11 protein-coding genes are annotated in these 11216 nt (G+C 61.7%); 8 read left to right on the top strand and 3 right to left on the bottom strand.

Annotation, left to right across the window (positions count from 1 at the left end; all coding sequences use genetic code 11):
* Positions 1 to 6 precede the first annotated feature (6 nt).
* A complete protein-coding gene (locus AB2L51_RS10175) occupies positions 7 to 897 on the bottom strand; it encodes a transglycosylase SLT domain-containing protein (protein WP_400921794.1) in 891 nt (296 codons plus the stop codon).
* Between the two features lie 608 nt (positions 898 to 1505).
* On the opposite strand from AB2L51_RS10175, the gene AB2L51_RS10170 reads away from it, so the two are divergent.
* From AB2L51_RS10170 to AB2L51_RS10160, 3 genes are read left to right on the top strand one after another with little or no spacing between them, the layout of a single operon-like run.
* A complete protein-coding gene (locus AB2L51_RS10170; protein WP_395581982.1) occupies positions 1506 to 2600 on the top strand; it encodes a flagellar basal body P-ring protein FlgI in 1095 nt (364 codons plus the stop codon).
* 7 nt (positions 2601 to 2607) lie between these two features.
* Entirely contained in the window at positions 2608 to 2952 is a 345-nt protein-coding gene (locus tag AB2L51_RS10165) for a rod-binding protein (RefSeq protein WP_395581900.1), read from the top strand.
* Entirely contained in the window at positions 2949 to 3377 is a 429-nt protein-coding gene (locus tag AB2L51_RS10160) for a hypothetical protein (RefSeq protein ID WP_395581899.1), read from the top strand. The genes AB2L51_RS10165 and AB2L51_RS10160 overlap by 4 nt, the downstream gene beginning before the upstream one ends.
* A 24-nt stretch (positions 3378 to 3401) precedes the next feature.
* Here AB2L51_RS10160 and AB2L51_RS10155 read toward each other — a convergent pair whose 3' ends face one another.
* Positions 3402 to 3908, bottom strand: coding sequence for a hypothetical protein (locus AB2L51_RS10155; RefSeq protein ID WP_395581898.1), 507 nt, complete (start codon positions 3906 to 3908; stop codon positions 3402 to 3404).
* A gap of 32 nt (positions 3909 to 3940) precedes the next feature.
* The gene (locus tag AB2L51_RS10150) at positions 3941 to 4654 is read right to left on the bottom strand and encodes a glycosyl transferase (RefSeq protein WP_395581897.1); all 714 of its coding nucleotides are present in this window, start codon (positions 4652 to 4654) and stop codon (positions 3941 to 3943) included.
* Between the two features lie 295 nt (positions 4655 to 4949).
* Between AB2L51_RS10150 and AB2L51_RS10145 the strand changes: the two genes are divergently transcribed.
* The 5 genes from AB2L51_RS10145 to AB2L51_RS10125 all read left to right on the top strand — a co-directional run.
* A complete protein-coding gene (locus AB2L51_RS10145) occupies positions 4950 to 7097 on the top strand; it encodes a DUF1217 domain-containing protein (protein ID WP_395581896.1) in 2148 nt (715 codons plus the stop codon).
* A 130-nt stretch (positions 7098 to 7227) separates the two neighbouring features.
* A complete protein-coding gene (gene fliI, locus AB2L51_RS10140; protein WP_395581981.1) occupies positions 7228 to 8589 on the top strand; it encodes a flagellar protein export ATPase FliI in 1362 nt (453 codons plus the stop codon).
* A 10-nt stretch (positions 8590 to 8599) separates the two neighbouring features.
* Positions 8600 to 9025 carry a hypothetical protein gene (locus tag AB2L51_RS10135; protein ID WP_395581895.1) on the top strand — a complete coding sequence of 142 codons (426 nt, stop codon included), beginning with the start codon at positions 8600 to 8602 and terminating at the stop codon, positions 9023 to 9025.
* Positions 9026 to 9221: 196 nt separating this feature from the next.
* Positions 9222 to 9986 (top strand): hypothetical protein, encoded by a 765-nt coding sequence (locus AB2L51_RS10130; protein ID WP_395581894.1) that lies wholly within the window; start codon positions 9222 to 9224, stop codon positions 9984 to 9986.
* Positions 9987 to 10003: 17 nt separating this feature from the next.
* Positions 10004 to 11216, top strand: a 1213-nt coding sequence (locus AB2L51_RS10125; RefSeq protein WP_400921786.1) for a flagellar motor protein MotB, incomplete at its 3' end; no start/stop codon positions are given.

The following is an 11216-nucleotide window of genomic DNA, read 5'->3' as shown; positions in this document are numbered from 1 at the left end:
TCCGGCTTATTCGCTGCCTTGTGCGACGATGCGCGGCGCACTGGCCCGCGCCACGGGGGCGGCCCGGTAGGAGGCAAGGGAGCGTCCGCGCATGCCACCGCCCCGGCTGTTCCCCACTGGTCCGGGTTCCACAAAGTTCCGCATGCCCTGAAAAGGATGGAACACCTTGGGGTGCGAGATCTGGGGCATGCCATCCGGTCCCGTGCCGGTGCTGGCTTCCGCTACCATCATCGGGCCATGATGGGTTACGGGCGTGACCGGATGTGGGAACACCTGCGGCATAAGGGGCGATTTTTGCGCAGGCTGCGGACTTTCCCGCCCGTCTTGCGGTACGGCCCATGCCTCCAGCACCTTCCACTGGTAGGGGGTGCCTATGCCGGGGGTCTGGGAGTGGTAGGCCGCCGCAGCGCGTGGCCAGCTACCCGTCTTGTCATACATCTGGAGCAGAAAGCCACCCGCGAACATGGCGTTGCGCAGCGGGTCAAACGCCTGATCGAGCGAGGCGAAGGCATCGGGGTGCTGTTGCAGGTTGACCTGCATGCACCCCACATCAAGAGACATGATGCCCTGCTGGCGAAAGCTCTGCACAGCCGCCACGGCCTCGGCCTGACTGTTGTAATGGTGGCCGATGCCTGCGGCGTTGATTGTCCATGGCCATGCGGAAACCGTCCCGTCGGATTCGACCTTTCCGCTCTCCACCCGCCCCATGGCGGATAAAAATCCGTCGGGAATATGCAGGTTGCGTTCAGCCTGCGCCATGGCCTCCGTGCACAGCCCGGCCTCGGCTGAGCGGGCATGGGCCTGAGTGGCGCCTGCGGCCATGTGGGCAGCACCTGTCAGGACTGCAACAGCAAGGAGCGAGCGGATGAGCCGGGTGGGGGAGAAGGGTGGCGTCATGCGCGGTCTGGCAGGGCTCGGGTCGGGGATTATCCGCATGACGGGGCCCTTGGCTCCTTGGCTGGTTGTGGTTCTTTGGTCGTCATGTAAAGACTTTACCGGATGATACACAAGTAATACTGGCCTTGCCTGACCGATTTTTCACATGGCTGTAGTCCTGCGGTATGGATCATGCAAGGATTCACATTCTGGAACAACCTTGTCCATGCGGCTCTGTTCCTCCAATAGTTCTGGCCTCCCTGTTTGTTGGAGGCTCGGGTAACGCCATGATTTTGCGTGATCTTGGGCTCCCTGTATGGCCGGGCATGTTGCCTTTTGGCATGCCGTGGAATGGGGGCGGACAAAAAAGGCTTTTGGGCATGGCCCGTGGCGGGTTACATGGGCATTGAATGTGCTGGCCCGCGCGCCTATTCTTATGGCACAAGTTGACGTGATACGCCTGCACAGTGTGCCGGGCTGACCAATCAGGGGTAAACAGGTATATGCGGAACCGCCTCAAGGCGAGCAACGGGCAGGCCAGCACGATCGGCCAGCATGGTGGCAGGGCGGCCCATTCCTTGAATCGTATGGTGGGCCAGTCTGGCGTGCTGCGGTGGGGCCGGGCCGTTATGGCCGCGTTTTTCATGTTTTCCCTGCTTGTCCCCCTCTCTTCCGCCCACGCCGTTACGGTGCGGGTGAAGGATATTGTGGATTACGAAGGCGTGCGGGACAACCAGCTGGTCGGCTACGGGCTGGTTGTGGGCCTGCATGGCACGGGCGACCGTCTGACCAACATCATCTTCACGCGTGAGACGTTGATCAGCATGCTCAACCGCCTTGGCGTGAACATCCGTGACCGTGAAATCCAGTTGCAGACGCATGACGTGGCCGCCGTTATGGTGACCGCCACCCTGCCGCCGTTCTCGCACGGGGGCGGGCGGATAGACGTCACCGTTTCCGCCGTGGGTGACGCACAGGACCTGACCGGGGGCACCCTGCTGGTAACCCCCCTGCAGGCGGCTGATGGCGAGGTCTATGCCGTGGCGCAGGGCTCGCTTGTGACCAACGCCTTTACGGCGGGTGGGCAGGCGGCAACGGTCTCGCGCAATATTCCCACCAGCGGGCATATCGCCAATGGTGGGGTGGTCGAGCGTGAAGTGCCGGTCAAGCTGGGCGAGACAGGGGTCATTCACCTCTCGCTCCACAACCCCAATTTTACCACCGCGACCCGTATAGCCGAGGTTATCAACCGCAGCATTGGCGCGCGCATGGCGCGGGTGGATGACCCGCGCACCATTGCCGTGGACCTGAGCGGGCGTAATGCGTCGCTGACCCTGTTCCGTATTGGTGACCTTCAGATCGAGCCGGACACCATGGCCAAGGTTGTGGTGGATGAGGCGAGTGGCACCATTGTCATGGGCGATAGCGTGCGGATTAGCACCGTGGCCATTGCGCAGGGCAACCTGACCATTCAGGTGACCGAAACGCCCGAGGTGGTCCAGCCAGCCCCTTTCTCCAATGGTGTGACCGCCGTGGTGCCACGGACGCAGGCCAATGTGAGCACGGATAACTCGCACAGGCTGGGTATCCTGCGTGAAGGGCCAACACTGGCCAGCCTTGTGGCGGGTATGAACGCACTGGGCATGGGCCCGCGTGACATGATTGGTATTTTGCAGGCCATCAAGGCCGATGGCGCCCTTCAGGCCGATCTGGAAGTAAGGTAGGCAGAGCATGAGCACGGTAGCCAATGTGAGCGCGGCCCAGATTGCCAGCGCACAGAACACCGCCTCCACCCAGTCCGGCCTGAAGGCGGAAACACTGGAAAAAACCCGCAAGGCCGCCGTCGAATTCGAAGGCATGACCATAGGCGAAATGCTCCAGCCGATGTTTGACACGGTGGATACCGCCAACGGCCTGTTTGGTGGCGGTGCGGCGGAAGCCCAGTTCCGGTCGTTGCAGGTGCTGGAACTGGGGAAGCAGATCGCCAATAATGGCGGCATTGGTCTGGCTGACAGTGTTTACCGTCAGATGCTGGCCATGCAGGAAAAAGCCCAGCAGGAAGCAGGTAAATCATGACCGGTACGCCGCAGGATCTGCAAAGTCGTCTGTTACAGGCGTTCGGGGCCGTAAGCACCCTGCTGGAGCAGGAAAATACCCTGCTGCAAACAGGCCGCTGGCAGGATGTGGAAACGCTGCTGCCCCGCAAGCGCACATTGCTGGACACTCTGCGTAAGCTGCTGCCACCGGAACAGACCCGCCCCCTGACCGCCGAGCAGCGCAGTGCTGGCGTAAGCACAGAGATGGAGGCGGCGGCAAGGCGGTTTAACACGCTGGTCCGCGCCAATGAGGACCTGCTGCAAAGTGCTATTGCCGCTCAGGGCACACTGATCAAGCTTGTGCTGGATGACGCGGCACAGGAGCAGCGTACGGGTTATGGGGCTTCTGGCGGTTATACGGTGGACAGCCACGCCGGGGCGCTGACCCTGCGGAGTGATGTGTAACTCCCTCTGGAGGGAGCCGCCAGCTTACCAGTAAGCGCCCATGACCTTGCGGGGCTGGTCTCCGGCCGGGTCAGCCCCTGCGTACCAGGCGCTCCAGTCCCACAAAAAGGTATCCCGGCGGTTTTCTGCCGTCATGGCGGCCAGTTCATCCACAACGGAGGGGGGCTGCTTCTTTTTGCTCCGCAGTTCTGCGGCGGTCATGTTGTGCAGGGTTCTGAACGCGGTCTCCGAGCCCATATACACGCAGCCACACCCTATGGGGTCCGCGTAAAGGTAGATCGGGCCATCGGGGGAGGGACGGTAGGTCAACTGCCCCGGTGGCAGCAGGTTCATCATGGCATAACGCGCGGTTGTATCGGCCGGATGGGCAATAAACCCGGCTTCGGACAGGGTTTTCCCTTTTTCCAGATACGGAGCGGCGGGGGGAGTGCAGCCCGCAAGTGCTGTGCAGAGCAGCCCGGTTGCCGCCTGCGCCAGCCATTGTGCGGGGCGGGGTGTGGCCTTGGCGGGTAAGGAGCTGCCTGTGTGCATCTGGCGGGTTCCGTGCAGTGTTTTTTATCAGGTTAAAGGGCGGGAGCGGCTGCGTCTGTCATACACAGGGGAGGCACGCAGACAAATGCCTTCATGGTCGAGTAATGCAGGCTCATCAGCTGCTGGAGCGTCTGTGCGGCCATGCTGCCATCCGTGGGGTTGGCGGCGGGGACGGTGGTGCTGGTCAGCGGCAGGCACGCCTTGATCATTTTTTCGGCCCCTGTGGGGGAAATGGCATAGCCGCACACGCTCTGGGTCGCCAGAAGCGGGAAGGCGAGGGAAGTCACCTCCATTTCGCTCAGCGCGCCTGCGCCACGGGCGGAGTAAGGGGGCTGCACCGTACCGTTGAACAGGGCCAGTTCGGGCAGAACATCAAACTGGAGCGTGGAGCCGGGCGTGTTACCCCACAGAACAAAGTCCCAGTCCTGCGGCAGGCTGGCCAGAATGCGCGTGCTTTCGGCCTCGAAATTGGCGCACAGCACGGCGTTGCTTTCAAACACATGGGCAGGGGTCTGGTGCTGGGCCACGTTCCCCCACAGGGCAACATGGGAGAGTGCCTGCGCAAACGCTGCGTGCGAGAACAGACATTCGGCGGAAATCAGGTTCATCTGCCGCATGGCCTGTGTGTCCAGCGTGTGCTCGTCCACGCCGACGGAGCGCACAAGGTCGGGGACATGCGCGTTCAGCTGCACAAAGCGTTCGCTCTGGTCCGGAGTTGCGTCGCTGCTGATGAAAAACTTGAACATCGAAGATTCCTGCTGGTGGCGAGAGCAAAAAATGCGATCACTAACGGGGCGCAATGGATAGCTGGCTCCACCATGTCCAACACAACCGCCACGACGAGACCATAATCCGGTGCGCACAAGGATACGGCAGAGTAAGGCGCATGGAAAGCCTTGAGAGGGGGGATTCAGGCCCGACGGGGCATATTCCTGTGGCTTTGTCGGGGACAAAATCGTATGATAGACACAGGTTTATGTTTTCTGGGGTCTTGCACGACAGGGTCCGGCATTGGTGTGCAGCACGTAAAGGATTGGATTAATGAGCATTAGCGGTATCTCACCGGTAAGCCAGTATCTGACGGCCCTGAAAAATGAAGATGCCGCTGCCTCCATCTACGCCAAAACGGATGTGACCACCAGACAGGCTACCACCGGGTTTGAACAGGCCGCCGCCTCCATTACCACCGTTGCCGGGTTGATGAAGAATTACTCGGCGCTGAACGTGGTGCTTGGCGCGTATGGCATGGGTTCGTATGCTTCGGCTACCGCGCTGGTCCAAAAGCTGCTTACGCAGGACCCGACTTCTTCCTCATCGCTGGCCAAATCATCAAGCAACGCCACATGGCTGGCCTTTGCCGATGCGTTCAAGACATGGGGACAGGGCGGGGGGAGCGTGCAGACCTCCCCGCTGACCTCTTCCAGCATTACGTCCATTGTCAACGAATACCAGACGGATACGAACAACTCACTTCAGAGCGATCTCGCCACGTTCAATAATGCGGCCCCTGCCATTACCACCGCATCTGCCCTGCTGGCCAATACGGCCGTGCTCAATGTTGTGCTGAGCGCCTATGGCATGGATGCGCTGGAAGGGGATACTTCGATCCTGACCGCGCTGCTCACGCAGGACCCATCCTCCTCCACCTCTCTGGCGCAGACATCGGGCAATGCGGCATGGCAGCTGTTCGCCAACGCCTTTCAGGACATGGGTAAAAACGGCGGGACGGCCAGCGTCTCGCCGTTTACCAGCATGACCATGACCACCATTACGCAAGGTTACAGCATTGCGGTGGGTTCGGCGGTGAATAACAACATCAACGCGTTCAAGGCTGAGGCAGCAACCATGACCTCCGCCTCCGACCTGATGAACAACCAGACCGTGCTCTCCATGGTCATGTCCACCTACGGGCTTGATCCCAGCACCGATAACAGCAAGATCCTGACCGCGCTGCTCACGCAGGACCCCACCTCCTCCACCTCTCTGGCGCAGGCTTCGGGCAGCACGGCATGGCAGGACTTTGCCACGACCTTCCAGAGCATGGGGCAGAACAATGGCACGGCGATGTCCACGCCGTTTACCGCTGCAACCATCAGTTCCATTGCCACCAAATATGCGGATGTCATCAACACCGGCACTACAAGCGCGATTGCGTCCTTCCAGAGCGATGCGGCGGCCATTACATCGGCCAGCAGCCTGCTGAGTAACAGCAGCGCCCTGCAGGTTGTTCTGGGGGCGTATGGTCTGGGCTCCCTTGCCTCCGACCCGGCCGTGGTCAAGACCCTGTTGACGCAGGACCCCGATTCCGCAACGTCGCTGGCCCAGACATCGGGCAATACGGCATGGCAGACCTTTGCGCAGGCGTTCAAGGCATGGGGGCAGAACAACGGACAGGGCGCCATCATGTCCACGTCTTTTGTGGCGTCCCTGAGTGCGAGCTTCCAGAGCAACACCAATACGCTGGTGCAGTCGGGTATTACGAATTTTGAAAACGCGGCAGGCTCCATTACCACCGCGTCGGCCCTGCTGAGCAATACCGCCGTGCTTGGTGTGGTTTCCGGCGCGTTCGGGATTGATGCGTCGAGCAATGAAACCACGCTGATGAACACCCTGCTCACGCAGGACCCCAGTTCCTCCACGTCGCTGGCCAGTGCCTCGGGCAATGCCTCGTGGCAGAGCTTTGCAACGGATTTCAAGGTATGGGGCGCTAACGGGGGCAGTGTCAGCGCAACGCCGTTCACGTCCGACAAGATCCAGAGCATCGTGGAAAGCTACCAGATGCGGCAGTACGAAAACAGCAGCGCGGTGAGCGATAACGGCGTGGGGAACGCGCTGTACTTTACCCGCACCATGAGCAGCATTACCTCCCTGTCGCAGCTTATGTCGGACCCGATCCTGCTCACAGTGGCAGAAACCGTATCGGGCTACGACCCGGACCAGTTTGGCGCGCTGGACTACGACCAGCAGGTGCGCCTGCTCTCCAAGAAGGTGGACTTTAGCAAGCTGTCCACCCCCAAGCAGATCCAGCAGTATGCGGAGCAGTATCTGGCCATGTTGCAGATCAACCCGCAAACGCCAGATACCCCCGCCTCCATGCTCGACCTGTTTGGCGGGAGCAGTGATGATGACATCCTCTCCCTGTTCGGTGGGGATGATTCCTCGGGCGATCTTTATTCCAGCCTGTTCTAGGCGTGCTGGCCTGCCTGACAGTCTTTTGGGCAGAGCCGCATAACACTGCATCTGTTTGGTTGGTAACGTGAGTCTGGACCCGCAATCCCCCTCGTCTGTCGAGGCATCCGTATCCGCTCTTTCCGGTGTGATGGAGGCGGTACGCGGTGCCATTGCCAGCCCCCGGCATGATGTGCCGGTCGGGCTGCTGGAAGGGCGCGTTACCGGGCTTTCGGGGCTCTCTGTCTCTCTGAGCGGGCTGCGGGATTTTACCGGTGTAGGCGACCGCGTAACCCTATACGGGCTGGATGGGCGGCAGACGCAGGCCGAAATCGTGGCCTTTGCGCAGGATATTGCCATTGCCATGCCCTTTGGCTCGCTGGAGGGTATTGGCTCGGGCTGCCGGGCAACCTTTTTACTGTATGATCCGGAGCAGCGCCGCCGCAGGGCGGGGGGCACGCTCATGGTCAATGCTGGCTGGCAGGGCCGGGTGGTGGACCCCATGGGCCGCCCGATGGATGGCAAAGGTCCGCTGCCATCCGAGGGCACGGCCCAGCGGCTCCACGCCGCCCCGCCCGAGGCTGCCATGCGTGCGCGCCTTGGCCCGCGCATAGACCTTGGGGTGCGCGCGCTCAACCTGTTTACCACCTGCCGTGAGGGCCAGCGCCTTGGCCTGTTTGCAGGCTCTGGTGTGGGTAAATCCACCCTTATGGGCATGCTCGCGCGGGATACGGCGTGCGATGTGGCGGTTATTGCGCTGGTGGGCGAACGTGGGCGCGAAGTACGCGAGTTTGTGGAGGATGATCTGGGGCCGGAGGGGCTGGCCAAGTCCGTTGTGGTGGTTGCCACGTCCGACACATCCCCCCTTATGCGGCGCGAGGCCGCCTATGCCGCCATGGCCGTGGCCGAGCACTTCCGCGATCAGGGCAAGTCGGTGCTGATGCTGATGGATAGCGTGACCCGCTTCTGTCAGGCCCTGCGAGAAATTGGCCTGTCCTCGGGCGAGCCACCAGCCACACGTGGCTACCCGCCCAGTGTTTTTGCCGAACTGCCCCGCTTGCTGGAACGCGCAGGCCCGGGGCTTATGGATGAGCACGGGCATGCAGGGCAGATGACCGCCATGTTCTCCGTGCTGGTGGAAGGGGATGACCAGAACGAACCCGTGGCCGATGCCGTGCGCGGTATTCTGGATGGGCACGTGGTGCTGGAGCGCCGTATTGCGGAATCTGGCCGTTACCCTGCGGTTAACGTGCTGCGTTCGCTCTCGCGCACCGTGCCGGGATGCCTGACGGAGGAGGAAAACCAGCTTGTGCTGCAAGCCCGCTCCTGCCTGTCCACCTGGGATGAGATGCAGGATATGGTGCGTCTGGGGGCATACCGCCCCGGCAACGACCAGCGTGTGGACGAAGCCATTCGCGTAGCCCCGGCGGTGGAGGAAATGCTGAAGCAGCGCAAGGGCGAGCGTGCGACCCTGCCCGAAAGTTTTGATGCCCTGCGGGGCGCATTATCGTAGCTGAGCCCGCATGAGCAGTGCGCGAATCCGCTCCCTGCACGCGCTGGTCCGCGTGCGCAAGCAGGAGGTGGACGAGGCCCGCGCAGGCATGGCCCGTGCGCTGGCGGCTGAAAGTGCGGCTCTGGCCGAGCTGGAGCGGCAACTGGCCCAGATTGAAGTGGAACGGGATGAGGCCGAGGGCGATGCCGGGCGGGAATCCTTTCGTCTGTGGCTGCCCATAGCGCAGGAAAACGTGGTGCGGGCCGAGCATGTCGTGCTCAGGACGCGCAATGATTCCATGCGGGTGCGTGAGGAGTTGATACAGGCCAACGCCGCGTTCAAGGCCGCGCAGACCCTGCTGGAGAAGCGCGAAGAGGAGGTGCGTGTGCTTCTGGCCCGGCGCGAACAGGCGGAGCTGGACGATCTGGCCCGGCGTGCGCGTCCGTTTTTTTCGTAGGTCGGGCAAGGGTCATTGTTGGGCGGCCATAAACGCCAAAGCCATGAAAAAACGATGGCAAATGGCTCTTTTCTTATGTTTGATCCTTGAGAAAGCGGAGTGCGCCCGCTATCGCTTACAGATCATAGGGGGCTGACAGTGATCGTGTACCATGTGACCCGTTTCTCCCCACCCTCGTGAGTGATTAGGAAAACGTATGCAACAGACAGAGCAGCAACCCGCAAAGATTTTCATTGCGACCCCGTGCTTTGGCGGGATGGTGACGCAGGAGTATATGGAATCCATCATTGCTTGCGCCGGTGTGCTTCAGGTGCCCATGACCCTGTCCCTGCTGGGGGATGACGCCATGATCAGCCGTGCGCGCAATACCCTGATGCACAAATTCCTGACCCTGTCTGACGCAACGCATCTTCTGTTCATTGATGCCGATATCGGTTTTCCGGCCGAAGCACCGGTCCGCCTGCTGGCCGCGGGCAAGGACGTGGTGGCCGGGGCCTATCCGATCCGCCAGTATTTCTGGGACAAGACCACGCAGGAAAACATGCTCCATGGCGAACCGCAGGAGACCGCATCCCTGCGCTATGTGGGCGAGACCGAGGCCATGCACCAGCAGATTGAAAAAGGCCCGTTGGTTAAAACCCATTACGCGGGCACGGGGTTCATGCTCATCAGCCGTGGCGCGCTTGAGCGCATGGTCAAGGCCTATCCCGAGACCGCCTATTCCCGCATAGACGCCGCCAATGGCGAAACAGGCAGCACCGCCTATGCCCTGTTTGATGGCAGCATCGACCCCGAAACCGGAACCTACCAGAGCGAGGACTTTACCTTCTGCCGCCGCTGGCGCGAAATCGGGGGAGAAGTCTGGCTGGATACCTCCATCAATCTGACACATGCAGGCCGTGCCGCATTTCACGGCAAGCCGGGCTGCCGTGTTGGCATGGTTCATCACAAGGGCGCCTAAGGTCGCAATAGCACCACATGCCAGATAACAAAAAACGGCCCATCATTATCAAACGTGTGAGTGATTCGGGCGAGTCGGGTCATCATGGCGGCGCGTGGAAAATTGCGTACGCCGACTTCATGACGGCCATGATGGCTTTCTTTCTGGTCATGTGGCTGCTGAATGCGACAACGGAGGAGCAGCGCAAGGGGATTGCGCAGTTCTTTAACCCCATGGCGGAAAAAGATACCCGTCTTGGCTCCTCCAACGGCATGCTCGAAACATCGCCGTCTCCCCTGACCGCAGGGACCACCTTGCACAAGGTCAAGGACGGGGATGCCCCTGAGGACGATGGTGGTGAACAGCCCGGTGCCAGAGATGCCCCCCGCCGCTCGGAAGATGGCGGGTCGCCCGATAATATTACCCGTGGGCTCAAGGCGCACCTGACCCCTGCATCCCCCGCCATTATTCCCGTCGGCGGGCCGGAAAGCGGGGGCGGTAAAAGCATTGGCACCATTGGCGTGGACAACCCTGTGGCTGCTGCGGCCGAGCAGTCCAGGATTGATAACATGGTGCAGGGGCTGGAACAGTCCGTGGAGCAGAACCCCGATACGCAGGCAGCGGCCAAGAACATGTCCGTCTCCTTCGGGCGGGATGATATCCGGATCGAACTGCGCGACGCCAACAACACCCCCATGTTTGACACGGCCTCCGCCACCCCCAACGCCGCCGGGCGCAAGATGCTGGAGCAGATTGGCGCGTGGCTGGCCCCCATGCCGGAGCAGCTTTCCATAGTGGGCTATACGGATGCGGATCAGTACCGCACCACCAAGCATGGCGCGGGGATGTCCAACTGGACCCTGTCCGCCCTGCGGGCTGATGGTGCGCGGGAAGTGCTGGTCAAGGCGGGTTACCCGGATCGTAATATTCTGAGCGTATCAGGCCGTGCGGACCGGGACCTTGCGTTACCGGCAGACCCTGCCTCCGCCGCCAACCGGCGCGTGGTGCTTATCCTGCACCGCCGCTTTGTCAATCCGGGGGCTGATGGCGGGGCTATTGTGCCCCTGACGGCCGGGGGTGACGCACCCGCAGTGCAGCCGTCCGCCGGGCAGGCTGACCAGTCTGCAACTCCGCCTGCCGCTCCGGCGGGGAATGCGCCAGCCACTTCCGCAGGCGGGCAGGCTCCTGCCCCTGCGGCTCCGTCCGTGGCCCCTGCCGCACCAGCTCCCGCTGCCCCGGCGACCTCCGCCG

It is taken from the genome of Acetobacter fabarum (genome assembly GCF_040702925.2).
Taxonomy (GTDB): Bacteria; Pseudomonadota; Alphaproteobacteria; order Acetobacterales; family Acetobacteraceae; genus Acetobacter; species Acetobacter fabarum_B.
The sequence above is the reverse complement of the archived record's forward strand: the minus strand, read 5'-3'. Positions and strand labels throughout refer to the sequence as shown.

Bases quoted from the DNA above. Each gene is read 5' to 3' on its own strand.
- AB2L51_RS10175 (WP_400921794.1), bottom strand. From the start codon at position 897: ATGACGCCACCCTTCTCCCCCACCCGGCTCATCCGCTCGCTCCTTGCT.
- AB2L51_RS10170 (WP_395581982.1), top strand. From the start codon at position 1,506: ATGGCCGCGTTTTTCATGTTTTCCCTGCTTGTCCCCCTCTCTTCCGCC.
- AB2L51_RS10165 (WP_395581900.1), top strand. From the start codon at position 2,608: ATGAGCACGGTAGCCAATGTGAGCGCGGCCCAGATTGCCAGCGCACAG.
- AB2L51_RS10160 (WP_395581899.1), top strand. From the start codon at position 2,949: ATGACCGGTACGCCGCAGGATCTGCAAAGTCGTCTGTTACAGGCGTTC.
- AB2L51_RS10155 (WP_395581898.1), bottom strand. From the start codon at position 3,908: ATGCACACAGGCAGCTCCTTACCCGCCAAGGCCACACCCCGCCCCGCA.
- AB2L51_RS10150 (WP_395581897.1), bottom strand. From the start codon at position 4,654: ATGTTCAAGTTTTTCATCAGCAGCGACGCAACTCCGGACCAGAGCGAA.
- AB2L51_RS10145 (WP_395581896.1), top strand. From the start codon at position 4,950: ATGAGCATTAGCGGTATCTCACCGGTAAGCCAGTATCTGACGGCCCTG.
- fliI (WP_395581981.1), top strand. From the start codon at position 7,228: ATGGAGGCGGTACGCGGTGCCATTGCCAGCCCCCGGCATGATGTGCCG.
- AB2L51_RS10135 (WP_395581895.1), top strand. From the start codon at position 8,600: ATGAGCAGTGCGCGAATCCGCTCCCTGCACGCGCTGGTCCGCGTGCGC.
- AB2L51_RS10130 (WP_395581894.1), top strand. From the start codon at position 9,222: ATGCAACAGACAGAGCAGCAACCCGCAAAGATTTTCATTGCGACCCCG.